This is a genomic window from Fibrobacter sp. (genome assembly GCF_045112255.1).
Classification (GTDB): Bacteria; Fibrobacterota; Fibrobacteria; order Fibrobacterales; family Fibrobacteraceae; genus Fibrobacter.
The window spans coordinates 27889-53127 of record NZ_JBGUHR010000133.1 but is presented as its reverse complement, the minus strand read 5'-3'; the positions used below and the strand labels follow the sequence as shown (position 1 = coordinate 53127).

Here is a 25239-nt window from a genome sequence, read left to right as displayed (position 1 = left end):
GATTGGTAAACAAAGGAGACGAAATGATTGACATTTTAAAGAGATTCTTGCCATTTCTAGGCACCGTTATCGCGTTTCTTGTTCATGTGCTGATTGAAGACGACATTGAACACCCCGAAGCAGAAGACACTTATTACAGCTACTTTCTGTATTTTTTCTTGACCGCAACATTTATCATCGGCGCAGTTTCCTTCTTCTTGAAAAATTTCAGGGCAAAACTTGAACACTCCGGCCCATTTTGGGGTGGCGTCGGCGTTGTTGTCGCCGTTATCGATATCGCTATCGGCAAGTACGCTCTTTTGCCTGTTTTGTTCTTCCCAAAATACGACAACATTTTGGCAATGTTCTTCGAAGGCTACGACATCATCCTGAAATGCATTTGGCACTCGACAAAGCTATTGGTTTTAGGCTTTGTGTACGGCTCCGTCATCGGATTTATCACCGGCGTCTTTCTCGGATTCAGCAAAAAATTCAATTACTGGGTGAATCCCTACATCAAGCTCATCGGCCCGATTCCCGCAACAATCTGGATCCCGATTTCACTCACGATTTTCCCGACGCCCTTTGGCGCAAGCGTTTTCATTGTCGCACTTTCCGTATGGTTCTCGGTCGCATTGATGACAAGTTCTGCAATCCAGAGTGTCCCGAAAGCGTATTTTGAAGTTTCGCGCACGCTCGGCGCAAGCGGCGCTTTCCAGGTGTTCCGCGTTGGCATTCCTGCCGCCATGCCCTCAATTTTCCTCGGCGTTTTCTACGGCATCATCAACGCATTTTTGGCTCTCATGACCGCCGAAATGTTCGGTGCAAAATACGGAATTGGCTGGTACATTTCCTGGCAAAAGGCAATGCTCGTCTACAGTGGCGTTTACGCAGGCATCATTGTCATCGCCGTCTACTGCATGCTCATTCTCACACTTCTCTTCAAGTTCCGCGATAAAGTCTTGAACTGGCAAAAGGGTACGTTAAAATGGTAACAGAAAATAAAGAAAAATTGAAAGGCGCAATCCGTATTGAAAATCTCGTCAAGACGTTTATCAGCAACGAGGGCGAAACCGTTACCGCTTTAAATGGCGTCAATCTTGATATTCCTCCTGGAAGTTTTGTAAGCTTGATCGGCCCTTCTGGCTGCGGTAAGACAACGCTCTTGCGACAAATCGCAGGACTTGCCACACCGACTTCTGGCGGCGTTTTTGTCGATGGCCAAAAAGTCACAAAGCCCGGAGCCGATCGAGGTTTTGCCTTCCAGCAGGCGACACTTTTCCCGTGGCTCAACATCCGTGACAACATTGCGCTCGGCCTGAAGGCTCGCCACATCTACAAAGAGCACAAGCAAGACGTCGACGAATTCATCGAAACCGTAGGCCTCAAGGGTTTTGAAAAATCGTATCCGCACGAGCTTTCGGGCGGCATGAATCAACGCGCAAGTCTCGCAAGAGCACTTGTCGGGCACCCGAACATTCTGCTTTTGGACGAACCGCTCGGCGCATTGGACGCATTTACGCGCATGGCCATGCAAGACGAAATTCACAGACTTTGGGAAAAATACAAGACCACGATGGTGATGGTCACGCACGATGTCGATGAAGCGCTTTACCTCAGCAATTACGTTGTTGTGATGAAAGCGCGCCCATCCAAAATCGAGCAAGTCATCCATATTGATTTGCCGTTCCCAAGAATCCGCACGCAAGACACGTTCATTTTGTACCGCAAAAAGATTCTTGAAATCTTGAACTTTGCAGGAAAGATTCCAGAACCAGAATATTACTTGTAAAAAAAGCTGACGAAAAGCCTACAGTTATAGAAATATCCTATAAAACATACTAGAAATAATGTATTGGACAAAACTATAACGTACTTCTATATTTGACCTCGTATGTATTCGGAAGAAAGAAATTTAGATTTTGACACCGTTATTGATCGTCGCCATACGAAAAGCATCAAGTACGACTTCTTTGTAGAACGCGGACTTGTGAAACCCGGCGACGACGCAAGCGGCATTCTTCCGCTTTGGATTGCGGACATGGATTTCAAGACAAGTTCATTCGTTCAGGACGCTTTGATCCGTACCGCAGAACATGGAATTTTTGGCTATAGCGAAACGCAAGAAGATTACTTCCACATTCTCCAGGATTTTTATCGCCGCCGTCACAATTACGAAATTGAAAGCCCGCGCTGGGTCAGAAAAACGCCCGGCGTGATGTTTACAATCGGCATGGCTGTAAAAGCGTTCACGAATGTCGGTGATGCAGTGCTCATCCAGCAGCCGGTCTACATGCACTTCGTCGATGTCATTGAATTTAACGAACGAAAAGTCGTCAGCAACAATCTTGTTTACGGCGAAGACGGTCGCTACCATATTGACTTTGAAGATTTTGAAAAGAAGATTATCGAAAACAACATCAAGCTTTTTTTGCTTTGCAGCCCGCACAATCCCGTTTGCCGCGTCTGGACTCGCGAAGAGCTTTTGCGCATCGGCGAGATTTGCCTAAAGCACCACGTCCTTGTCGTAAGCGACGAGATCCACAGTGACTTTGTCTTTGAAGGAACACACACCGTATTCGGTTCCCTCAGCGAAGAAATTGCAAACAATTCCATCACTGTCACCGCCCCGACAAAAACGTTCAACTTGGCCGGCGTCCAGATTTCCCATACTTTCGTGAAAAATCCCGTAATTCGACGCGCCCTCCGCTACCAAATCAATGCAACAGGCTACAGCCAAGTCAGCATTCAGGGAATCGTCGCTGCCGAAGCGGCCTACTCCAAAGGCGATGTTTGGCTCGATGCACTTTTGAAGTACATTAAAGGCAATATCGACTATACCGAAAACTTTGTACGTAATAACCTTGAAGGAGTTAAGCTCGTACCAATGGAAGCGACATACCTCGCCTGGTTAGATTTTAACGGCGCCGGACTCACGAGCGAACAGGTCGATAGTCTTGTCCTCCGCAAGGCAAAACTCTGGCTCAACAGCGGCACAAAATTTGGAAAAACCGGCGCAGGATTCCAGCGTTTGAACCTTGCATGTCCGCGAAGTACGCTGGCGGAGGCTCTCAACAGATTAAAAGTTGCGCTTGATTCTATCAAATAGAAGCAACGAGAGCCCCCGGGATGCTTAGAATCCACCTGGGGGTTCTTCTTTTTTTGATATTCCTACCATACGTATAGGATTAGACTATTAAATTTTTTATATTTACCGCAGGCACTCCCAATGGAGATTCCCGACTGTCATCCCGGACCTGTTCCGGGACGGGAATGACAAATCAAAGAAAGGATATAAACAGACCATGACATTACAACAATTACGTTACGCCATCGGGATTGCAAAAGCAGGCTCCTTCAACAAGGCTGCCGAATCCTTGTTCATATCCCAACCGTCTCTCACGACCGCCATCCGCGAACTTGAAGATGAAATCGGCATCACCGTTTTCAACCGCACAAGCCGCGGCATCACGCTCACGCCCGAAGGCGAAGAATTCATCGCCCGCGCGAACGAACTCTACAACCATTACGAATCCGTTCTCGAACGCTACAGCAAGGAAGAACAGAAGAAAAAGCGCTTTGCCGTTTCGACACAGCACTATTCCTTCGCCGTCAAGTCCTTCGTGAACATGGCCAAGAAGTTTAACATCGATGATTACGAATTCGCCATCCGCGAAACAAAGACTAAAGAAGTCATCGATGACGTGACGAGCCTCCGCAGCGAAATCGGCATCATCTACTTGAGCGATTTCAACCGCAAGTATATCACGTATTTGCTCAAGGAACACGACCTCGTCTTCCAGAAGCTGATTGACTGCAAGGCCTACGCCTACATGTGGAAAAATAATCCGCTCGCAAGCAAGCCTTACGTGACGCTTGAAGACCTTTCGGATTATCCGTGCCTTTCGTTTGAACAGGGCGAAAGCGGTAACTATTACTTCGCCGAAGAAATCCTGAGTACAAACGAATACCACAAGACCATCAAGGCAAACGACCGCGCTACAATGCTCAACTTGATGGTGGGCCTCAACGGTTACACGCTTTGCTCCGGCATCATCAGCGAAGAAATCAACGGCTCCGATTACGTTGCGGTACCGTTCAAGGACGCAAAAGGCGAAGACGACCGTTCAATGGAAATTGGCTACATCACCAAGAAAAACTTTATGCTCAGCACCATCTGCCGCATTTACATCCGCGAGATGGAAGAATACCTCAAATCATACACCGCCGAGCACAATCCGAACGCTTAACCCAAGCGCACAAAATCATTGCACCACGCCCATCATCACGATGGGCGTTTTTCATTACGTCATCCCGGCCAACCACTTTGTCATGCCCGCCACCGAGCGGGCATCTCCATACACATCTTGTATAGAATTTTTCTATAACAGCCCTTAAAAATAAAGTATTGGACAAACTCATATTTGCCTTCTATATTTGGCATCGAACAAAAGCACAAAGTCAACTAGGAGGTCATTATGAAACAAGGTATTTTATTCGGCGCAACAGCAATTGCATTTGGCGTTCTCGTTTCGCTACTTTCATTTGTTCTACTCCCATTTTGCTCGGGTCACGGCGACATGATCATGCGTTGCCAAAGGACCTCCAGTGTTGACGGAATTATCGGTATTGTCATCGCATTTTTCGGCATTGCCTACATCGCTATCCCGAAAGCACAAAAGGCATTGTCGGTAGCAGTGATTGCAGGCGGCGTATTCACAGCCCTTGTGCCCGCCGTGATCGTAGGCGTTTGCGCCGCACCCCACATGCATTGCCATTCCATCTCTTCACCGGTTTTGCAAATCACAGGAATCGTCATTGCGCTCGTTGGAATTGTCAACAGCATCTACTTATTGAATCGCAGTATAACGCGACAGGAGACTTTAAATGAATCAAATCATACTTAGGATTATTTATACAAACTTTTGGCGTCATCCGTTCCGAAGCATTGGACTTGTTATTTTAACGGCAGTCGCTTCGGCAACACTTTTATCAAGCGCTCTTTTTTCTGAAAGCCTTGACGCAGGTCTGGAGCAGCTTTCAACGCGCATGGGCGCAGACTTACTCGTTGTTCCTTACGGCAGCGAAGCAAAAGACCAACCCGTTCTCTTGCAAGGAGAATTAAGCCATCGTACGCTTCCCAAAGACATTCTCGAATTCACTCGAAAAATTCCGGGAATCAAGATTGCCACATCACAATTCTATTTTTCCACGCTCGGGTCTAGCTGCTGCGATAAGAAAGTCAACATCATCGGTTTCGATTCCAAGACAGATTTTACCATCAAGCCATGGATTCGCAAGACCTACAAGAAAGACTTCCCCATCGGTTCTGTAATCGCAGGTAGCGACATTCAAGTGGACGAATCCGGGAAAATCAAGTTCTTCGACCAGGAATTCACCGTCGTTGCAAGCCTAGAGCGCATGGGCAACAAGCTTGACCAAGCCATTTTTGCCGACATCGGGACCATCGAAATTTTGCAGAAAGCAGCCAAGGCAAAAGGCGTCAACTTCATTTCCGAAGGCGAACCTTCCGCCATTCTTGCAAATCTCGAAAAAGGTGCAGACTTCGAAAAAATCTCACAGACGCTTCACGAGAAATTCGACGACATTCACGTGATTCCGCGCAAGGACCTGTTCGACAACGTCATCGCCACGGCAGGCTCCTTCAAGATCATTGTCTGGGTTATCGCCGTATTTTTCTTGATTGTCGCCATCGCCGCTGTTTCCATCGCGTTCTCAATTTCAGCAAACGAGCGCAAGCGTGAATTCGCAACGCTCCGCGTCATCGGTTTCACGCAAAAGAGATTGGAACACATCGTCCTTGGCGAATCTCTGCTCGCAACCGTCATTGGAACCATCATAGGTACGTTCATCAGCATTTTTGCAACGCTCTCGTTCCGCATATTCATCATTGACAGTTTGTCCGTACCGTTCTTACTCCCGAGCGTACTCACAATTTTTGCGACGATCATCGCCGCAATACTTATCCCTACAATCACAGGCACAGGAGCCGCCTATCGAATAGCTAAACAAGTTGGCCGTCTAGATGTTTACTCGGCTTTAAAGGAGGAAACTTAATGATACTCAATGGCAACAACATTACAAAAGAATATACCCGACGCGGTGAAAAGTTCCCTGCCGTCAACAACGCCGATTTCTTCGCCTGGTCAGGCGATTACACGGTCATCTTCGGAGAATCCGGGAGTGGCAAGAGTACACTTCTGAACGCTCTCGCAGGCATCAGTGCACCAACTTCAGGCAGCATCGTCATTGACGGACAACCGCTTTACACCTTGAATGACGAAGACCGTTCAAAGTTACGCAACGAGCGCATCGGCTACATCCCGCAAAATGCAGCCTGCTTGCCCACATTCACCGTAACCGAAAACATCGAACTTGCCGCAAGCCTTTACAAGCGTCGCATCGACAAGGAGCAAATTCAGAGTCTTCTCAAAAAGCTCGGCATCGCTCATTTGGCAAACGAATACCCCGCCAACTTATCGGGCGGAGAACTCCGTCGCGTCGCCATCGCACGAGCGCTCGTCAACAATCCCGACTTGATTATCGCCGATGAACCGACAAGCAATCTCGACGAAGACAACAGCCGCAAGGTTTTCAGCCTTTTCGGAAGGCTTGCAAAATCAGGCGCAGCCGTCATTGTCGCCACGCACGACCGCTCTGCATTTGGCTACAGCAATCGCACGTACCACATGAAATCGGGATCGCTCATCCCCGACATCGGAGAATACGGCAACCTGTAAAATTTCTAACTTTACAATACCGTAAACCTGTCATGCCCGATTTATTCGGGCATCTCCTTTTCATGTCGCTATGAAGCTTCTACTCATTTACTTCTTTGTTCTCGGTTTCATCTGCATTCGAGACTTGTTCAAAGTCAAGAATTTTGACGATTACGTTGTTGCAGGTCGCAAACAAAGCTCCCCATTCGTATTCATGAGTCTCATGGCAACTGTCCTTGGGGCTTCCGCTACAGTGGGCATTGCTGCACGTGCCGAGAGCATCGGATTTGCCGCCTTCTGGTGGCTTGCCGTTGGAGCAATTGGGTTTTGGTTTCAAGCCGCATTTTTGAGCAAGCCCGTTCACGATCTCGATGTACGTACGCTCCCCGAAATCGCCGAAAAGACTGTCGGCAAAACAGGTCGAAAGCTCGTCGCTTTAATCATAGCCGTTTCTTGGATTGGAATTATCGCCGCGCAATTTGCAGCCGTTGCAGGATTCATCGGTCTTGTGCTCGGTCACGATGCCGGAACGCAATCCGTATTGATTACCGCCGTGATCGTCATTGTCTATACGCTATTGGGCGGGCAGCTTTCTGTTGTCCGTACCGACGCCTTGCAATTTGGAATTTTGACACTCGGATTTTTCGCCGCCGCCATTTATCTATTCGGCGGATTTTCGGGAATCGAAAACGCCGCGCATTCCGCAGGTCTCGCCACCAGCAGTTCAATAGCCGCGCATTCTGCCAGCCTCGCCACATTCGGCAGCTTCAATCTTCTGAACGAAAAATTCGGCGCAAGCGATTTAGCCATCATGCTGTTCACTATCGGCGGAGCATACTTCCTCGGTCCCGACGTCATCTCCAGAAACCTCGTCGCTAAAGATGCAACATCGGCACGCAAAGCCGTTGTTGCGGGCAGTTTCGCCATCCTCGTCTTTAGCGTGATTATCGTTTTACTCGGTATGTGGGCCGCCACTTACACTCCCGCAACAGCAGGCTCCGCCACAAATCCGCTATTCCGCCTCGCCTCCGGCGTACTCCCACTCCCGCTTGCAGCACTTCTTTCCGTCGGGCTTTTGTCGGCACTCCTTTCGTCGGCAGATACATGCCTTATCAATTCCGCCGCCATTTTCGGGAACGACATTCTGAACACGCGCCGCATTTCTGTCGTGCGTATTTCCGTCGTTGTCATCGGCATTATCGCCACCTACCTTGCGCTCCAAGGCAAAGACATCATCGGGCTTTTAACGATGGCGTACTCCGTTTACACGCCAGGTATCGTTGCCCCGCTCGCGGTCGCCATCATCGCGCACAAAAAATTCAAAGTCAAGAAAACGCTCTGGTACGCAGGCGTGATTATCGGCGGACTCTTCGGGTTCATCCCCGCGATTCTCGCTTCGACTGCAAAAATCCAAAGTCCCGCTTACTTGCCGCTTGTCGGGATTGCCATATCGCTTGCGTTTGCGCTGGCGAGCTTGAGAAAGAAATAACAGAAAAAGTCGCGAGGCATTCCCGCGACTTTTTTAATTACAAATCAAACAAACAGAAACTGTTCTTTCGTCTAATATATAAAAAGCATCTCGCGATACTTCGGCAGCGGCCAAAGTTCGTTCGGCACAATCTTTTCAAGGCCATCCACTTCCTTGCGGAGAGCGGCAATCGCATCGACAATGCCTTCGTGGAGTCCACCGAGAGATTTTTCCATCACGTCAATTGCGGCGAGCAAGCGGTTCATGCCTTCGCCAAGCGATTTGGCGTAACCGTCAAGTCCCGGGAAGCCCTGGTTGAGAGCCATTTCGTTTGTCTTGAGCGCCTTGGAATAAGCCTCGACAACAGCCGGCATAATGATGTTCTTTGCCATGTCGCGAGCGATTTCACCTTCGATATGGATGCGCTTGTGGTAATCTTCCACATTCACTTCGTAACGGGAAACCATTTCAGCACGGTTCATCACGCCATACTTCTCGAAGAGCGCAATGTTTTCGTCCTTCGTCAAAGCCTTGAGCGCTTCCATAGAAGTGCGGATGTTCGGGAGGCCACGCTTTTCAGCTTCCTTCACCCATTCTTCGGTGTAACCGTTTCCGTTGTACAAAATGCGCTTGTGTTCCTTCACAATCTTTTGCAAAATCTTTTGCAGGCCCGTGTGGAAATTCTTGTCATCGAGCTTTTCGAGCTGTTCAGAGATCATGTCGAAAGCTTCAGCGACAATCGTATTCAGAACAACGTTCGGCTCAGAGCAGCTCTGGCTAGAGCCCGGTGCACGGAATTCAAACTTGTTGCCCGTAAATGCAAACGGCGAAGTTCTGTTACGGTCGGTAGCGTCACGCGGGAGCGGCGGGAGTGTATCGGAACCAAGCTTCATGGCACCAGCCTGCTTGCTGGACTTCGGCACACCTTGTTCGAGTTGTTCAATCACGTCGGTGAGCTGATCGCCAAGGTAAATGGAGATGATTGCCGGAGGAGCTTCATGAGCGCCGAGACGGTGGTCATTACCTGCACCAGCGCAAGTCATGCGGAGCAAATCAGCATGCGTATCGACAGCATACATGATGGCGCAAATGGCGGTGAGGAACACGGCGTTCTGATGCGGGTCCTTACCCGGATTGAGCAAATTGCCCTTGCCGTAAGAAAGGCTCCAGTTGTTATGCTTGCCAGAACCATTCACGCCTGCAAACGGCTTTTCGTGCAACAGGCAAACGAGACCGTAGCGGTCCGCCACATTGCGGAGAGTTTCCATCACGAGCATGTTGTGGTCGCAAGCAAGGTTCACTTCTTCAAAGAGCGGAGCAAGTTCGAACTGAGCCGGGGCCACTTCGTTGTGACGGGTCTTTGCCGGGATGCCAAGCTTCCACAGTTCCTTTTCCACATCGTTCATAAAGTTCAAGATGCGGCTTGGGATGCTGCCAAAGTAATGGTCATTCATTTGTTGGTGCTTTGCAGGGGTAGCACCGAAAATCGTGCGGCCAGCCTGGTACAGGTCCGGGCGTTGCAGATAAAATCTCTTGTCGATGAGGAAGTATTCCTGTTCGGCGCCGAGCGTAACAGTCGTCTTCTTCGGACCAGCCTTAAAGCAAGTCATGAGGCGGCGAGTCGACTTGGAAAGAGCCTGCAAGCTGCGGAGGAGCGGAGTCTTCTTGTCGAGAGCTTCACCGGTGTAGCTGCAGAATGCGGTCGGGATGCAGAGTGTTGCACCATTGCCGTGACGCTTGATGAAAGCCGGTGAAGTCGGGTCCCAAGCGGTATAGCCGCGAGCCTCGAATGTGGAACGGAGACCGCCGCTCGGGAAGCTCGAAGCATCCGGTTCGCCCACAATCAAATTCTTGCCACTGAAAGCCATAATGGCCTTGCCACCAGACGGTTCAATAAAGCTGTCGTGCTTTTCGGCCGTCGAACCCGTCAAAGGCTGGAACCAATGCGTAAAGTGCGTCGCGCCGCGATCCATTGCCCAGCGCTTCATAGCGTGAGCGACATCGCCTGCAATGCTCGGATCAAGAGCCACGCCCTCGTCGATCGTTGCGAGCAACTTTTCGCAAATGTCCTTCGGGAGGTAGGTGCGCATGGCATCGGCATTGAAAACGTCTTCGCCATAGAAATCGACATTCGCAGGAGCGGCAGGCATCACAGCACTCACCGGAGCAGTTGCGATATCGTAGATGGCCTTATTACGACTATTGTTCATTTTTTATCCTATAATGTCTTCCCCGTCTTGTCATCCCGGACTTGTTCCGGGATCGCCATTTCAGAGATTTTTAATTAACAGACTTAAAACTAGCAATGCTTTTACCCCTTTGCACTGTACAAAATCGCCTATTTTTTTCGCTTTTCATTACATTTTTGTAAAATTATATCACTTTATTACATTTTTGTAAAACAAGAACGCAATTTATTACTATATTATTCACGTTCATCTCTCCTAGAGCTGCGTCGGGTCGCCAAAAACGGCCCGATGCAGCAACAGAGATTCCCCGAAATGCAAAATGGATATCGAAGCTCTTGAAAACACGACTTTCGCGGCCATCGTCGAGAAAATCCAAAAGGTTCGCAAGCGTGGCGAGCTTTTAGAGAGCATCCACGGGATTTTAAAGAAAAACTTCGAAACCGTCGAAGCTGAGCACCAAATCGAATGCCAGAAAATCCGCAACGTCATTGAAGGCATTCCAGGCGAACTCATCGGCAACACGCGCGAAATGCGCGAAGTGAGCAAGCTCGTCCGTCAAATTGCCCCCACCGCAGCAACCGTCCTCATCCGCGGCAAGGCCGGTACCGGCAAGGAATATGTAGCCCGCAGCATCCACGAGCTTTCGGAACGCAAAGATTCCCCGTTCGTAGCGCTCAACTGCGACGCCCTCACCGAAGGCGCGAACTCTTTCGAAAGCGAACTTTTCGGCTTTGAACGCGGGGCATTCACTGGCGCCACCAACCGCCACATCGGCAAGGCCGAACAAGCTAACGGCGGTACGCTCTTTCTAGACGAAGTCGCCGACCTGCCGCTCCCCGCGCAAATCAAGCTTTTGCAATTTATTCAGGAACAAAGCTTCAAGCGCCTCGGCAGCAACATCGAGCAGCGCTGCAACGTGCGCCTTATCGCAAGCACCGGCAAGAATCTCGAAGCCATGATGCAGCACGGCGCATTCCGCGAAGACCTTTATTACCGCCTGAACATCTTCCAGATTTCGCTCCCCGAACTCATCCAGCGCAAGACGGACATTCTACTTTTAGCCGATCACTTCATCGAAAAGATGAACCACAAATACGGCAAGAAAATTTTGCGTTTAAGTTCGCCCGCCATCGACATGCTCATGAGCTACCATTGGCCCGGCAACGTGCGCGAACTCGAAAACTGCATTGAACACGCATGTCTTGCAACAACAGACGTATGCATCAATGCCTACGACCTACCGCCCACGCTGCAAACAGACATCACATCAGGCACGTCCGTACTCCCCGAAGGCAATAGCCCTCTCGCCACGCTGATGGACAGCTACGAGCGCGAAATCTTGAGCGAAGCGCTCCGCCGTCACGACGGCAACATGAGCGCAGCCGGCCGCGACCTTTCCGTGAGCCCACGCATGATGCTATATAAAATAAGGCGGCTAGGAATAGCCGCCTCGAACTAGATTTGCAAAAACTACGATTCGTCTTTCACGCACCGAACAGAATAGCCGTCTGTCTTATCCGCATCCTCTAAAAAGACTTTGCTATAAGTATAATAAAAATCCACATAATAAGAGTCATAATCATCAACTTCATTAGAACTCCATATACACGCACTACGCCCTTCTTGAACAAAATCGCCCGCAAAATTAATTCGCCCCGCATAAAGCAATGCGAAGCCACCTTCACTAGAATTCCTCAAGACCTCGCCAGCAACCTTGTCGCCTCCAACAAAAACAAACAAATCATTCCATTCATAATTTGAAGGAACATGCCAACCCGATGGGCATACGCCCTGCACCGGCAAAGAAAGATTACAAACATGTCTTTCTCCGCATTCCTCTTCAGATTTGCCCACTGCAGCAGCCCACGTATAAAGGCGCCCATACTTATCGCAATATTTCGTAGAATCATTATAGCAATGGCTATTTTCAGTTTCATAATTGAGATTCTGAGCAAACCACCATAGCCTATCAATCTTCACAATTTTGTACTTCTGACCATCGCGGTCATCAATTATAGAATCCGTCGGCCAATCCACTTTTATAGACGATGAAGACTCTTCATTTTGGACACTTGAAGAGCTGACAGAACTTTCACTGCTACTGCTGAATAGATCTTCAATCGGAGCCGAGGATGAAGAAAGTTTTTTTTCTTTTCTTCATGATTAGAACTACTTGATTCAGCAACGGATGACGATGATGACAGTAAAACAAATGACGATGACGAATCTTCATTCGCAACAAAAGGATTGCCAGAGTCATCATCACCGCAAGCGACAAGAATCAAAGTGGAAAACAATGCTACATAAAACAAACGTTTCATTCTTACTCCTTAACAAACATTTGTACTAAATATAAAATAAAAAGTTCCTATAACAAAGTATAGGAACATTTATACAATACACTTTCTAAAGTTTATCTAATCTGACGAACTAGACGAAGGCCTTGGAACAGTTTGCTAGCAAAACCATCATCATCACAATGGTTCCTTACATTTAATTCATCAATAGAGGATGTTAAAAAGCCTCCTTTACATGACGAGACTTCATTATGGAACAGGCTTCTGCCAGGCAACATTACTCTTTCGCAAACTAGTCCAAGCATATCGTACAAGCCATAATCATTGGGTTTTAGCATTCCCACAGGGCGAGATTTTTGTTTCCAAAGGCCACAAGAATGTTTTAGAGTAATTTTATTTTCAAATTTATTTTTATCTAAAGTTGAATAAAAATCATCACTTTCTCGAACACCAAACCAAGCATACTGAGATTTTCTTGTAGAATCATTCAAGTTATTCTCACCATATGTTCCTACACTGCCTCGCGAAAAAGCCATCCACTCATCATAATATGGCAAACGATAGCCATCAGCATTTTCATCAATCACCACATTCACGTTTTCTGCAACATTAGCAAAAAAACTAGTCCCATCAATATTGAAAGAACCATCCTTTTTATCAAAGGATCTCTTCATTGATTCCGTTTTTTTAAAAGAGTATACCGGTTTAAAACCATCTCGTAAACTTCTAATATTCGCATATACAAAAGCATGATAAAGATGAACACGAATTGCAGCGGAATCATGAGCATCACAAGTCCCATCCTTTTTCATGAGCATTTTCTTTTCAATCCAAAAATTATTGTTATCATCTAAATTTTTGATTTTCTGTACAGGAATCGAATCCCACAACGCATGAATAAATTCACAATCTGTGACCTTATATTTATCAACAGCAAGAACTTTTTCTATACGAACTCGCCTTATAGGATCTTTATAGACACAACTACCTGATTTCGTTCGCAAACAACGCAAATCTGTTCCTATTAGGTGTTCTTGCGTTGACAAATCAACATATTTCATCCCCACAAGAAGATTGAACGTATGCACATTACCCATGTTTGTCACATACCAAAGCTTTCCGCTCTTCACGTAATTGCCAGAATTTAATTGAATACAATTATTTTCCTTTTTAAAAGAAAAATCTGTTCCTTTCCACGTACCATCATGAGCATCGTCAGTGCAAATAGTATAGTCCATATTCTTTTCCATTTCAAGCCAGTGAACCGAATCACGTAAAGCAACATGGAAAAAATCATGATCTTGCCGGCCGACATCAGCAAACGCAATCGAAGTAACAAATGCGAAACCAATAAAAAAAATCTTTAAAATGTTTTTCACCTTATCTTATTACCTTCATAGCAGTATTCACGATTTGAACAAATACATTTTCACTGTTACTCTGTTCAATATACAAAATAAGGCGACTAGGAATAGCCGCCTCGAACTAGATTTGCAAAAGCTACGTTCAAAAAAAAACACAACTATTTAAATTGCGTTGTGATCGCCAACGAATCACTGCGGCCATATTGATCAGTATATACTAAAATCCAATCAACAGTCGTATCCTTAGGCAAAGTAATTCGACTCACATTCTCTAAATAATATTTCCAGTTTTCCAACGGCTCTGGATACTCCATATGACCACGGCAAGGATCATCCACATATTCAGGATAATCGTTCGCATCAACAAATTCAATTCCATCTATAAAATTTTTTGCTTTTAATTTATAACTTGAAACTATCGTATCTGACAAAACATGGTCTTTTTCTTTGGAGATTACCGAAAGCACACTTTTCAGAAGCTGCTTGTTTATGGAAGGTATTTTTTGATATGGTATATAGTTCATCTTTTTAGATTCACCATAATTAACAAACATTGTGTCATAACCACCAGCGATATCTGATTTAGCGTCAGAATTACGACAATCATAAGCAGCAACATAATTAAAGGAACTATCCTTCAAATAAAGAACTTTATTTTCTGAAGTCAAAACAGTCACCGTATCCAAAGAATTCTTTGAGTTCGGCTTCAAAAAAGACACATAAAGACCGCCATCTATTTTTTTCGATCCTGCTATTTGACTCAAAAGCAGAGAGTCTACATGAAACTCTTCCTTATCAGCAAAAACACTGCCAAAAGTCTGATCTTCAGAAACACTATCCGCACAGGACGCCAATAAAAATGACGCTATTAAAAAAAACATAACGGACTTTTTCATTCTATTTCAACCTCCTCACCAATCTAAAACCACCTATAGCCCCGCCAAAATTAGGTTGGCCATATCCATCACCTATTTAGATGCAATACAAAATAAAATATATACAATATTTAATCAATATAAATTTACTTTTCATACATTTATTTACAAAATAAGGCGGCTAGGAATAGCCGCCTCGAACTAAGCGCATTGTCACCCCGGTCTTGCACCTTCCACAAAAGACGCATTCGATTTATGGCTAACGCCAAATGTTTTGATTCAAATCTTTTTCTGCTTTCTTCTCATCTTCTAAAGCAAAATCAGTCCACAAATTCAAACATTCTTCACTACCACACGTCACGGCGTAATTAATCCTATATATTTTCCGCCAACCAAAACCATTTTTTCAGAAAAACTACATACATAGCCATGCTTTTACGCAACAATCATCAACCAAATTAGCATAGGCATCATCAAATTTTTATTTTTCCTTTGCAAAGCCGTAATTTTATGAATTTTAGCTGACAGCAATAATAAAAAATAGTAGTTTTACATAAAAAAGGTCATGACAAATATACGGGATCGATATGATACTTAATATAGATAATTTAGGAACTGTCAAGTCGGCGAGGATTGATCTTTCCAAGAAACTGACACTTTTCTGTGGAAAAAATAGTACAGGAAAGACGTACGTGTCTTATATACTCCACGCGTTTCTAACACAGCCGAAAGTATTTCGCCTTGATAGTGCAAAAAAATTAGCCCGTCAGATAATGGAGAATCATAGTTTCCAAATAGAAAAGAGCATTATTGATGAGTGGTTGTCGAAAAATTGCCGCGAAGTAATGAACCAATTGGGGAGCGTTTTTGCTATATCCGACAAGACTAAGGAAAAATTATTCTCTGATTTTAACCTTAGTGTGGATTTCACCGACAACGACTATCAATATGCTATCGACAATACGGTTATTGATATTCAGATTTCCGATAGCCAGTATGTTTGGAAAATAGAAAAAAAGGCAGGAGAAGTCCAAGTTCGTGTGGAGTGTAATGTTGATGACGCTAGTGTTATGTCAGCAGAGTCTTTCAGACTTAACAATCTTCTATGCAATATTTTTCGGGATTTGACACTCGGCAAAGACAGCGGTGTCAGAATGCTTACAGTAGAGAGAAACAGCATCTACACCTTCAAAACAGAATTGTCATTGAGTCGCAATGAGCTGATAGATAGGATACAGTCCCAGTCAGACAAGTCCGAAATTGACATTGTCGACATCATTAATAGTTCATCACGTCGTTATCCATTGGCTGTTAGAAGCAGTCTGAGAGTGGCCAATGATTTGGAGAATGTCCAGAAGGCAGAAAGCCCATACGCAGATCTCTCCAAACAGATTGAGGAGAATATACTTTGCGGTGAAGTGAGTATGACAAAAAACGGTGATGTGGAATTCCACGCTAAGAATATGCTTAAATCTAAGCGGCTACCATTCCACCTGTCATCCTCTATTGTTAAGACCATGGCTAGTCTGGTAGTATATTTGAGGCATATGGCTCGTCCGTCCGATACTCTTATTATTGACGAACCGGAAATGAACTTTCATCCTGACGTCCAGGTTGTATTAGCCAGGATATTTGCTATTCTTGTCAACAAGGGTTTGAAAGTTGTAATCAGTACTCATAGTGATTATATCGTCAGAGAGTTCAATAATCTGATTATGGCTGGAGCAATAGCAGCTAAAGGCGATATGGAGACAGTCACCGAACTTGGCTATACAGAAAACATGCTCATTCAACAGAATGAACTTTCTGTTCTATTGTTCAAGTTGGTCAAGAGAAATACTGTCAATACATACTCTCTTGAAATAAATGACGAAGGCTTTGCTGTGGAATCCATAGATGACACTATTCAGAAGCAGAATTTTACAGCGGAAACATTGTATGCTGCATTGTGTTCTGAGGAAAAATGATTGAGTACGACCTTTTTATCCAGATGCTATCAGAGAGTTTCTTGTCACCCAATCAGCAGAAGATGGAGGAACCGAAACAGGCGGGAAATCATACGTGCAAGATTGTTGACAAGGGTGTTGACAATTATAAGGCATACCGCTACGATCTAGAAGAGCACAACTTCCTGCCTTTCTTCAATAGAGAACACACCGCCGTAAATAACACACCTACAGGACTCTTGAAGTTTTGCGACTATATTCTGTTAGCTACAGTTAACCAAAAATTATATGTTATTTTAGTAGAGATGAAGAGCGGCGTCACTACTGGCGCCAACCAGCAACTGGCAGCATCCAAGACCTTCATTGACTATGTCATAGCATCTGCAGAACGTATAAAGACAATGAGTGGTTACAACAATTTCAATGCTAAGAACATCATCTTTCGCAAAGTACTGCTTAAACCAGCCCCCAAGACCCGTCCACTCACAAACATCAGAAAGAAAAACTCTCAGATCAACTGGGGAGCTGATCCTATAGTGCTAAATTCGCAATTGTTCCCTCTTTTGCAGGTGTGTGAATGTAGACAAAGATAAAGTGCCATTTCTTTTAATGGAGACTCAGAAGAATACTATACTTCGCCATATAAAATAAGGTTATTGGTTGACTAAGTGCTCGGATTTTTCCGACAGGAAAAATCACTTTATTGTACAACCGAAAAAAACACCAGCCCAGCGCTGGCGTTTTTTTTTCGGTTATACAATGAGGCGGCTAGGAATAGCCGCCTCGAACTAAAATGTTCAATCCGTCATCCTGAGCAACATTACGTTGCGAAGGACCCAGTAACACTATCTCACAATAGCAATGCCGTACGGCTGGAGAGCATCCTTTGCCGCATTTTCAACTTTTTCGACCTTGTCGCCCTTATAGCTATAGAAATAGTCGTCGTTACCAATGTACAAGGTTTCGGCATCGGAATCATAGGCCATAGAACCGATGATATTGGAAACGCCCTTGATCTTCTTTACAGACTTATCAGAAAGATTGACTTGAGCAAGAGTAATCTTTCCCCAAGCCTCATAAACGGCTACATATGCTATGCCATCATCCGAGTTAAGCGCCATCGAGAAAACGCCACCGCCAAGCTTCTTACCGTCAACAACCACAGAAGACTTCTTCTTAGCCAAATCAACAACTTCAATGCCATTGTCTTCAGTTGCATAACCAGCAATAGAGCCTACATAAAGCTTGCCCTTAGCAAAACCCATTGTCTGCGGATTGTACTTAGCAAGTCTAATGGTGTCGAGCAACTTGCCTTCATCAAGCGTATACAAGGCAATGAGGCCCGGAGCAGGAGTTCCCCAATTTTCATCCATACGCTGGAAGAGAGCGATCAAGGTGTCGCCAGTCACTTCAAGATCAACAACGTTCGGAGAGATTGCCTTACCCTGAATAAAGTCCTTAGTCTTAATTTTCTTTGTTTCCTTCTTCTTTTCAACGGAGACCTTTGCAATCTTGGGGGCATTCTGAAGAGCAACCCAAACTTCATCATCGTTTGCCTTTACAACATCAACCGGATTCGACGAGTCGTCCAGTTTAATCTGCGCCGTGACCTTGTTCTTCGAAGGATCGAAAACAGAAATGTTATCTATAGAAAGACCTTCAAGAACAAAGATTTTTCCATCAATGGGGAAAATTCTAGAGTCCTGATAGAGCGAGACCTTGGCTTCAGAGACTTCACCATCTTCGTCGATCCAGCGGAGTTCTCCAGCATCCGAACGGTTGCTTCCGAAAACATAGACGGAAGCCTTAAACGGGTTATCATTATTAGCAGAAGTACCGCTATCCGAGCAGCCCTGCATGTAGAGAGCAAGCGTAGAGCCTGCAAGAAGTGTAAGGAGTTTTTTCATCGTTTACCTCTTTATGTTTTCGCAGCAAAAGCATTACATGTTTTGCAAGGTTTTCACTGCGCGGGGTTAAAACCCCTGTGTTAATGTTAATTTGTACTCTCGTCCAGGAGTAGGGAACGGCGTATATACATTTCTATATGTCTTATCCGTAATATTCCGCAACGCAAATACAAGTCTGGTTTTATTAAAGGGATTATAACCTAGCGAAAGATGGTGCAAATCCACCGCAGGTTGCTCGACACGGTTTGTCCTATCTTCAAAAATCTTTGTACGATATTCCGACGTCCAGATAAAATCAAAATGGTACGGCAAATCAAATTTTGCCTCCGCATAGTACGAACGCGCCGGCTCATACGGGAGCATTTTTCCGTTATAATAATGTTCCTCGCTTTTGTCTTCCGTTTTTTGGAATGTTGCACGTAAAATCGCAGTAAACCACTTTTTAGGCTTGCTTTCTAATTCGGCTTCAAGGCCCCGAATATGCGACTTGCCGACATTCAACGGTTTCAGAAAATTTCCGCTATTGATCCAGCAAATCGCATTCTTTACACTCGTCTGAAAATATGTGGCCCGGATAACCGTTTGGCTTTTAGGGATCATATAATAGCCGCCCACCTCAAAACGGAGAGCCGATTCATCAAGAAGATCCGGATTCGAGACCATACCAGGATAAACACCATAAATCTCCATCAGCTGCGGCGCACGGAATAAGCGTCCAATGCTCATGCTGCCGCCATATCTAGAATCAGATGCATCATACCGCACAAACCCACGGCCCGCAAAAGAAACATCGCGATCTTTAGCCGATTTCAACTTTTTCGTCAATACAGGAGAAACATATTCACCGCCGTGAATATCGTCCTTAATAAAGAGAGCCGAACCTTCGCCGCCCACAGAAAGCGTCTTTAGGATGTTATACGAAACATCTCCCGAAGATGTCGTCGCGTAGCGAGTCAAGTTCCAAGGTTTCGAAGAACCGCGTCCCGAATAGTAGCTCATATCCAGCGACAAGCGCAAATTCGCTTCAATCTTTTCGCTAGAGTAGTTTGCCAAAATTTCAGGAATAAGGCTATAGCCCGCAGCTCCATACTTCAAAAAATCCGATGAAGCATAGCCCAAGTGATCGAGCGGATAATACGAATGCGAAACAGCCTTTTCAAATTTTCCCGTCAGCGAAAATTCAAGCCAGAGCCAACCGAGCAACTGCGGGAGTTCCGCACGGTATGTCGCCTGCGCAAACTCGCCCTTGTAGCCCGCGACAGACGTCTGATAATCATCGCGACCCGGATTACCGCCTTCCGAACGGCTAAAGTTAAAATTCAACGTCGAGAACACGCCACTTGCATGCAGAACGCGAGCCTTGAAAAGCCCCGAGTATTCTGTAAACTCGGCGTTTCTACGCGTATCCGTATAATCATCATCCGGATCGTACTGAGTTCCGTTTTGGCTTTTAAACTCGTAATCGTTATCGCTGTGCCGTGCCGACAGGGACGCACTCACCGAGGCGCTATCCGTCAAGCGCGAGAGCAACTGCGTCGAAGCCTCCCACGTATTATGGCTACCGTAGCTCAAAAGCACACGGCCCGACTTTTTATCTTCCGGCTTGAGCACAGCTTCGGCAGGCTTCGAACCCTTCGTCACAAAGTTAATGGCACCGCCAATGCCGCGACCGCCAAACTTCGCCGGCACACGGTCCTTGTAGACTTCAATCTTTTCGACCTGGTTCAAGTCAATCGTTCCCAAATCGACCGCACCGCCCGACGCATCGTTCAGCGGAATTCCGTCCATGCAAACGACAATGTTCTTTGCAGCGACACCGCGGATGCTCACGGTCTGAAAACTTCCGACACCGCCTTGGCGGTAATACTGTACGCCCGGAAGCGCAGCCAAAACTTCTGCAGCCGAAAGACCTCGGCCCTCCCACGATTCGGGCAAAACTTCGGCATAGCTCGATGACGCCTGCAAAGGCTTTTCTACGCTAGAAGCCTCGTAAATCGAGGTCTCGCCTAAATCTTGAATAAACTCTTCGGAAAAACCAGAAACGCCCGCAAGCAGTACGGCCGCGCACACGCGAACGCCCAAGAGACTGCCAGAACGATAGCATGCAGTCAAACACCCACGCAAACGCGTGGCTATGCAAAGCGATGTCTTTCGCACCGTTTAACAACCCGTGGCGCAAAGCGCCCGTTGTGCCTTACAGTTCTTCTGACTCGGGGATCATTCTACACCCAGCCCCTTCACACCCGCCATGGCGGCAAGCATTGGTTTATGCTGGTTTCGTCCTCCCTTACAGCGGCGAGACCGTTCCCGGCTTTCACGGGATTCTCTTATATCGCATCAATGGCGATGCAATACAGCGTTTTACCGCATAAGGCATTTCCTATGAAAAATATAGTAAACAATTCGGGACATTGTCATCCCCGCGGTTTCCATTCGGCAAGGACCATTCCAGCAACGATGGCAACAGCACCCGCAATCGCGACCGACGTGATGCGTTCCCCAAGAGCAATGACCGCCGTAATAATTGTCACCAGCGGAATCGCATATATATAATTGCTTGCCAAAACCGTCCCGAGCTGTTTCAGTACCTTATTCCAGATGAGGTACCCAAACAGCGACGAGAACACCGTAAGGCAAAGGAAGTTAAGCGACACGACAGGCTCCGCAAAGTTCTGCCACGGGACTCCGAGGAAATGTCCAGCGCCCGCCTCATTTGGAGCAAAAGCCGTTTCGCCAAGCATAATGATTATTGACGAGAGCGCACCATAGAAAAACATCTTTCGCGTGATAAACAACGTAGAGTATTTTCCATTGAGCGGTCGCACAATCAATGAATAAATCGTCCACATGCAAGCCGAGCTGAACGCGAGCAAATCGCCCACCGGCGAAAGCTTTAGAATAAACTTCCCATTCAGCACCACGAGAACCATGCCGACAAACGTAATCACACAGCCAAGAATCTGCCTTTTGCCGAGACGTTCGCTCTTGTAAATGAGACCGCCAAAAATCATCGTCAAAAGCGGATTCGTACAGACAATCAACGAGACATTGCTCGACGGCGAAATCGAGAGCGCCGTATTCTCCGCCCAAAAGTAAAGAGTGCAACCCGTAAGCCCGCACAAGCAAAGAATCAGCTCATGCTTCCAGTTTTCGCAACGGAAATTTTTATGCGTCATCGCGAGCAGCAACAAGTACGTCACCGTGAAACGCAACGTAAAAATCTGCACCGCCGAGAAACCGTGATTCAAGAGCACCTTCGTGCTCACAAAACTCGTGCCCCAAAACGCAATCGTCCCAATCGCAAGGGCATGCCAAAGCGCAAGTCCACGCGAGGCGCTTGCAGAAGATTCGAAAGCTTTAATCGGAGCAGGTTTCATCGAACGGAAAGATAGAAAAACTAATCTTCCCAGATAAACATTTGCTTTATGAAATTCTGGATATCTGTTATAGCCAATTTATATTTTTCCTTCGGCATTCCAGTAATAGGCCATTTGTTTTGATATTTTTCAGACACATATTTTTGAACTTTAAAATAACGTCTAGGCCCTATAACCTCGATCACCTCAACAGGCAACAAATCATAATTTATAAGGATGCTATTACTTTTTAATTTTTTTTCATACAAACTTGTAATCGTCTTTATCTTTACTTTTTCAAACTCAAACAAATAATCATTTTCATAATCACGATAACCAGGATTTTTATTTTTTATCATATTTACAATTTTATCATATTTGATTTTTTTGAAGATTTCGCTATCTTCCACATCCATATTATGGATCATGCGAAATTCTGTAAAAAAATGATTTTTTTCATTTTCCCATTCACTATCATACCCAGAAAACCAATTATAAAAAAGCATCAACTGTTCAGTACCAGTAAGCAGAGGCCTGAGCATCCTCAGAAATCTTCGTTTTTCGCCTTTTTCTATAATATTTTCATCATAATTAGCAACGACGTCTACCATTTGATACAAATGCCGATAATAGCGATTCAAGTCAGCAGAATGTCCCTCAAATAAATCCAAGCTGCCACCAAAAGTCCTTCGAAAAGAAGATTTAAACGAATACGACTCTAATTTACTTCTATACATACAAATAAAAAAGTAACAGTAAAGATAAATATACCCATTATAATCATTAAACAAGCATTCACTATTTAATATAAACTTTTTCTTTTTGAAGCTAAACCAATTTCCTCCTCCCATAATTTTTTTCATCATACTATTTTTTTTCTCACATGCCCTAAAAAAGAAACTCGCGCTTTCAAAAAAGCAATTTTCAATCACACCTATTCCTTCATAAAAAATCTTATAAGCAAAAGCAAAAGCAGTCTTATAATCATTTATATTTTTGTGATTAAAACTTAAATTCACATTTGGATTCCTTTTAACCACCTCAATAGCTTTCATTAAACAAGTTTCTATAAAATGAAATTCAACTTCATAATACTCGAACACCCCATTTCCCATTACGGGTTAAAACGCATATTTATTGTTATAGAAAAACTTCCCTCTCCCTATTGTTTCATCTTCACAGACATACTTAGGATTAGACGATTCCACAATCGACCATCGATCCCATTTTAATTCTTTAACATTTTCTTTATGGATATGAAGCATTTCATAAAATTGGCGTTCAACTTCTTGCCTTTCATGATTTTTCAACATTTTTTCATTCGCTTCATGCTGTACCCAAAAAGCCATAAATGTCAAAAGTGCAGCAACAATGGCTATAAAAGGGGACATTGAATTATACAACGTGGCACTAATATTTGCGGACGCCTGATAAAACCCTGAAGAATAATCATTAAAAGTAGATGCTACCCGAGGCACAAAAAAAGCAATAAATATAAAAAGAAGGCAAATCGCCCCAAAAAGAGCTAAAACAATCTTTGGAAATGTAAGTTTCGAAGTTTTTTTACTTGAAGACATTTTCTTACTTTTTTAAATGAAACGCGTACAAATTTATTCTATTTCGCACCAAGTAACAAAAAACAAGCCAGAAAATATATTACATATTTATTACACGGTTATAAACATGCAATTAGTTCATTAGCCCCCAAAAATTTTTAATCGGTGTCGGTTTCATCGAACGAAAAGATAGTTTTTTTTTATAAAGCCAGTAGTCTATAACGGGGTCCCATATCGCAAAGGTTCCACACTGTTAACATCTTTATTCGACAAAAGGCAATCGATCGTTTCGCTCGTAGCGGTGCCAAGAATGATTGATCTATCTAATGCGACATCCTCGCCTTTGCAAGCTTTCAGAATTTCTTTACAAGCATCCATTGGAACATCATTCCAACAGCCCACAACGATTTCAAGAGACACATCTTCAACAACCCAATGTGCCCCCGTGTAGTCAAATTCCAGTTTCGTCGTATCATTGACACTGAACGTATTATACAGCCCATCAATACGAGAATTGATAGCCGTCTTTTCAACATCCTTTTCCGATGTTGCAAAGCAGATGCCCATATCTAAGTTATCCGCATGAAGAGCAGAACAATTTACAATGTCAATGCCGATTTCCTTAAGCGAATTGCGTTCCTCTTTGTCCATTGGGTAATCCTTGATGATCCAAAATCGCCCTGCCACTTGCGTCATAAGCGAATCTTCATCAATCCTTCTAACTAGAGTTTCTTTACCGCGAGAACGATATACAATACCATTCGCTACAGATTCATCAGCATCATACGTATTGTACACCTCATCAACCAAAGACATAATGGTCATTTTTTCAACATCTTTATCAGCATTCATCAGACAAAGACACATATAGGAATATTCACTTCTATTACCGCTATATTCAAAGAGATAATGAATGGAGCCACTGTAGCAACGCTGTCTATGAATTCCAATTTTTTCAAGAGATTCTGTTTCGGTTTTATCAAGATCGCCCGCCATCAACAACCAAAAACGTCCGGCAGACTGCGTCATTTTAGGATCCGCATCGAATTTTTGAACAGTCTCTTCTTTATCTCCATTCTTTATAATAACGCCATTGACTCGAACCGACGAACTCGATTTGACATTAGGAACACTCGATGACGACAATTCACTCGATGAAGAAAGGGCACTTGAAGAAGAAACCTCTAGAGACGAAACGCCCTCGATAGAACTGCTAGAAGATGTTACAACTTCAGAAGACATTGAACCGTTCGATTCAGGCACCGTCAAAAAACTACTCGACGACGGAGAAACATCCCCACAAGAAGCAAAATAAATTGCAAAACTGAATAGTGTAATTGCAAGTTTAGCGTTCCGCATACGGTCTCCTTTTCTTGTTCATAATATATAAACTAAAAGGACAAAACGAAAATTCGCAATAAAGCCAAAAGAGCAATTACGCCCTTAGTTATAACTTAAAACTATTACCATCTATAACTTTTCCCTAACTTCACCCACATTTTCTAAATTTCACCCACTTTCAAGAACCTTTTTACTAGACCAAGCTATAGAATCTAGCTATA

The 25239-nt window shown here is 44.8% G+C and carries 22 protein-coding genes and 1 riboswitch; of the genes, 11 read left to right on the top strand and 11 right to left on the bottom strand.

Annotated features, from left to right (window positions below; all coding sequences use genetic code 11):
* The first annotated feature begins 23 nt into the window (after positions 1–23).
* The 8 genes from ACJMM9_RS17120 (at position 24) to ACJMM9_RS17085 (ending at position 8208) form a co-directional block, all read left to right on the top strand.
* Positions 24–974, top strand: a complete 951-nt coding sequence (locus ACJMM9_RS17120; RefSeq protein ID WP_405329726.1) for an ABC transporter permease — start codon at positions 24–26, stop codon at positions 972–974.
* Positions 968–1771 (top strand): ABC transporter ATP-binding protein, encoded by an 804-nt coding sequence (locus ACJMM9_RS17115; RefSeq protein ID WP_405329723.1) that lies wholly within the window; start codon positions 968–970, stop codon positions 1769–1771. Before ACJMM9_RS17120 ends, ACJMM9_RS17115 begins: the two co-directional genes overlap by 7 nt.
* Before the next feature lie 102 nt (positions 1772–1873).
* On the top strand, positions 1874–3088 hold the full coding sequence (locus ACJMM9_RS17110; RefSeq protein WP_405329720.1) for a MalY/PatB family protein: 1215 nt from the start codon (positions 1874–1876) through the stop codon (positions 3086–3088).
* A 196-nt stretch (positions 3089–3284) separates the two neighbouring features.
* The gene (locus ACJMM9_RS17105) at positions 3285–4229 is read left to right on the top strand and encodes a LysR family transcriptional regulator (RefSeq protein ID WP_405329717.1); all 945 of its coding nucleotides are present in this window, start codon (positions 3285–3287) and stop codon (positions 4227–4229) included.
* 228 nt (positions 4230–4457) lie between these two features.
* Positions 4458–4886, top strand: coding sequence for a DUF4418 family protein (locus tag ACJMM9_RS17100; RefSeq protein WP_405329716.1), 429 nt, complete (start codon positions 4458–4460; stop codon positions 4884–4886).
* Positions 4867–6057: an ABC transporter permease gene (locus tag ACJMM9_RS17095; protein ID WP_405329713.1), complete on the top strand. Its 1191-nt coding sequence runs from the start codon at positions 4867–4869 to the stop codon at positions 6055–6057. Before ACJMM9_RS17100 ends, ACJMM9_RS17095 begins: the two co-directional genes overlap by 20 nt.
* A complete protein-coding gene (locus ACJMM9_RS17090; protein ID WP_405329711.1) occupies positions 6057–6740 on the top strand; it encodes an ABC transporter ATP-binding protein in 684 nt (227 codons plus the stop codon). The genes ACJMM9_RS17095 and ACJMM9_RS17090 overlap by 1 nt, the downstream gene beginning before the upstream one ends.
* Before the next feature lie 70 nt (positions 6741–6810).
* Positions 6811–8208: a sodium:solute symporter gene (locus tag ACJMM9_RS17085; protein ID WP_405329708.1), complete on the top strand. Its 1398-nt coding sequence runs from the start codon at positions 6811–6813 to the stop codon at positions 8206–8208.
* A gap of 71 nt (positions 8209–8279) precedes the next feature.
* Here the strand turns inward: ACJMM9_RS17085 and ACJMM9_RS17080 are convergent, their stop codons facing one another.
* Positions 8280–10337 carry a glutamine synthetase III gene (locus ACJMM9_RS17080; protein WP_405329755.1) on the bottom strand — a complete coding sequence of 686 codons (2058 nt, stop codon included), beginning with the start codon at positions 10335–10337 and terminating at the stop codon, positions 8280–8282.
* 358 nt (positions 10338–10695) lie between these two features.
* Between ACJMM9_RS17080 and ACJMM9_RS17075 the strand changes: the two genes are divergently transcribed.
* The gene (locus tag ACJMM9_RS17075; protein ID WP_405329706.1) at positions 10696–11835 is read left to right on the top strand and encodes a sigma-54 interaction domain-containing protein; all 1140 of its coding nucleotides are present in this window, start codon (positions 10696–10698) and stop codon (positions 11833–11835) included.
* 11 nt (positions 11836–11846) lie between these two features.
* On the opposite strand, the gene ACJMM9_RS17070 is transcribed toward ACJMM9_RS17075, so the two are convergent.
* From ACJMM9_RS17070 to ACJMM9_RS17055, 4 genes are all read right to left on the bottom strand, one after another.
* Entirely contained in the window at positions 11847–12413 is a 567-nt protein-coding gene (locus ACJMM9_RS17070; protein WP_405329703.1) for a fibrobacter succinogenes major paralogous domain-containing protein, read from the bottom strand.
* 2 nt (positions 12414–12415) lie between these two features.
* Positions 12416–12697 carry a hypothetical protein gene (locus tag ACJMM9_RS17065; protein ID WP_405329701.1) on the bottom strand — a complete coding sequence of 94 codons (282 nt, stop codon included), beginning with the start codon at positions 12695–12697 and terminating at the stop codon, positions 12416–12418.
* A 92-nt stretch (positions 12698–12789) separates the two neighbouring features.
* Positions 12790–14052, bottom strand: coding sequence for an SUMF1/EgtB/PvdO family nonheme iron enzyme (locus ACJMM9_RS17060; RefSeq protein WP_405329698.1), 1263 nt, complete (start codon positions 14050–14052; stop codon positions 12790–12792).
* 143 nt (positions 14053–14195) lie between these two features.
* Positions 14196–14933 carry a hypothetical protein gene (locus ACJMM9_RS17055; RefSeq protein ID WP_405329695.1) on the bottom strand — a complete coding sequence of 246 codons (738 nt, stop codon included), beginning with the start codon at positions 14931–14933 and terminating at the stop codon, positions 14196–14198.
* 566 nt (positions 14934–15499) lie between these two features.
* Between ACJMM9_RS17055 and ACJMM9_RS17050 the strand changes: the two genes are divergently transcribed.
* A complete protein-coding gene (locus ACJMM9_RS17050) occupies positions 15500–16879 on the top strand; it encodes an AAA family ATPase (RefSeq protein ID WP_405329693.1) in 1380 nt (459 codons plus the stop codon).
* A complete protein-coding gene (locus tag ACJMM9_RS17045; RefSeq protein WP_405329690.1) occupies positions 16876–17451 on the top strand; it encodes a hypothetical protein in 576 nt (191 codons plus the stop codon). Before ACJMM9_RS17050 ends, ACJMM9_RS17045 begins: the two co-directional genes overlap by 4 nt.
* Positions 17452–17703: 252 nt before the next feature.
* Here ACJMM9_RS17045 and ACJMM9_RS17040 read toward each other — a convergent pair whose 3' ends face one another.
* From ACJMM9_RS17040 to ACJMM9_RS17015, 6 genes are all read right to left on the bottom strand, one after another.
* A complete protein-coding gene (locus ACJMM9_RS17040; RefSeq protein ID WP_405329687.1) occupies positions 17704–18765 on the bottom strand; it encodes a hypothetical protein in 1062 nt (353 codons plus the stop codon).
* Between the two features lie 66 nt (positions 18766–18831).
* Positions 18832–20877, bottom strand: a complete 2046-nt coding sequence (locus ACJMM9_RS17035) for a TonB-dependent receptor (RefSeq protein ID WP_405329684.1) — start codon at positions 20875–20877, stop codon at positions 18832–18834.
* A 65-nt stretch (positions 20878–20942) separates the two neighbouring features.
* Positions 20943–21137: riboswitch (cobalamin riboswitch) on the bottom strand.
* A 42-nt stretch (positions 21138–21179) separates the two neighbouring features.
* Positions 21180–22142: a DMT family transporter gene (locus ACJMM9_RS17030; RefSeq protein ID WP_405329681.1), complete on the bottom strand. Its 963-nt coding sequence runs from the start codon at positions 22140–22142 to the stop codon at positions 21180–21182.
* Positions 22143–22162: 20 nt separating this feature from the next.
* Positions 22163–23176 carry a putative phage abortive infection protein gene (locus tag ACJMM9_RS17025; protein ID WP_405329678.1) on the bottom strand — a complete coding sequence of 338 codons (1014 nt, stop codon included), beginning with the start codon at positions 23174–23176 and terminating at the stop codon, positions 22163–22165.
* 66 nt (positions 23177–23242) lie between these two features.
* Positions 23243–23698, bottom strand: coding sequence for a hypothetical protein (locus ACJMM9_RS17020; protein WP_405329675.1), 456 nt, complete (start codon positions 23696–23698; stop codon positions 23243–23245).
* Positions 23699–23893: 195 nt separating this feature from the next.
* On the bottom strand, positions 23894–25036 hold the full coding sequence (locus tag ACJMM9_RS17015) for a hypothetical protein (RefSeq protein ID WP_405329673.1): 1143 nt from the start codon (positions 25034–25036) through the stop codon (positions 23894–23896).
* Positions 25037–25239 lie beyond the last annotated feature (203 nt).

Bases quoted from the DNA above. Each gene is read 5' to 3' on its own strand.
- ACJMM9_RS17030 (WP_405329681.1), bottom strand. From the start codon at position 22,142: ATGAAACCTGCTCCGATTAAAGCTTTCGAATCTTCTGCAAGCGCCTCG.
- ACJMM9_RS17110 (WP_405329720.1), top strand. From the start codon at position 1,874: ATGTATTCGGAAGAAAGAAATTTAGATTTTGACACCGTTATTGATCGT.
- ACJMM9_RS17045 (WP_405329690.1), top strand. From the start codon at position 16,876: ATGATTGAGTACGACCTTTTTATCCAGATGCTATCAGAGAGTTTCTTG.
- ACJMM9_RS17055 (WP_405329695.1), bottom strand. From the start codon at position 14,933: ATGAAAAAGTCCGTTATGTTTTTTTTAATAGCGTCATTTTTATTGGCG.
- ACJMM9_RS17085 (WP_405329708.1), top strand. From the start codon at position 6,811: ATGAAGCTTCTACTCATTTACTTCTTTGTTCTCGGTTTCATCTGCATT.
- ACJMM9_RS17120 (WP_405329726.1), top strand. From the start codon at position 24: ATGATTGACATTTTAAAGAGATTCTTGCCATTTCTAGGCACCGTTATC.
- ACJMM9_RS17095 (WP_405329713.1), top strand. From the start codon at position 4,867: ATGAATCAAATCATACTTAGGATTATTTATACAAACTTTTGGCGTCAT.
- ACJMM9_RS17015 (WP_405329673.1), bottom strand. From the start codon at position 25,036: ATGCGGAACGCTAAACTTGCAATTACACTATTCAGTTTTGCAATTTAT.
- ACJMM9_RS17040 (WP_405329687.1), bottom strand. From the start codon at position 18,765: ATGAAAAAACTCCTTACACTTCTTGCAGGCTCTACGCTTGCTCTCTAC.
- ACJMM9_RS17100 (WP_405329716.1), top strand. From the start codon at position 4,458: ATGAAACAAGGTATTTTATTCGGCGCAACAGCAATTGCATTTGGCGTT.
- ACJMM9_RS17075 (WP_405329706.1), top strand. From the start codon at position 10,696: ATGGATATCGAAGCTCTTGAAAACACGACTTTCGCGGCCATCGTCGAG.
- ACJMM9_RS17050 (WP_405329693.1), top strand. From the start codon at position 15,500: ATGATACTTAATATAGATAATTTAGGAACTGTCAAGTCGGCGAGGATT.
- ACJMM9_RS17020 (WP_405329675.1), bottom strand. From the start codon at position 23,698: ATGTCTTCAAGTAAAAAAACTTCGAAACTTACATTTCCAAAGATTGTT.
- ACJMM9_RS17065 (WP_405329701.1), bottom strand. From the start codon at position 12,697: ATGAAACGTTTGTTTTATGTAGCATTGTTTTCCACTTTGATTCTTGTC.
- ACJMM9_RS17105 (WP_405329717.1), top strand. From the start codon at position 3,285: ATGACATTACAACAATTACGTTACGCCATCGGGATTGCAAAAGCAGGC.
- ACJMM9_RS17025 (WP_405329678.1), bottom strand. From the start codon at position 23,176: ATGAAAGCTATTGAGGTGGTTAAAAGGAATCCAAATGTGAATTTAAGT.
- ACJMM9_RS17115 (WP_405329723.1), top strand. From the start codon at position 968: ATGGTAACAGAAAATAAAGAAAAATTGAAAGGCGCAATCCGTATTGAA.
- ACJMM9_RS17090 (WP_405329711.1), top strand. From the start codon at position 6,057: ATGATACTCAATGGCAACAACATTACAAAAGAATATACCCGACGCGGT.
- ACJMM9_RS17080 (WP_405329755.1), bottom strand. From the start codon at position 10,337: ATGCCTGCCGCTCCTGCGAATGTCGATTTCTATGGCGAAGACGTTTTC.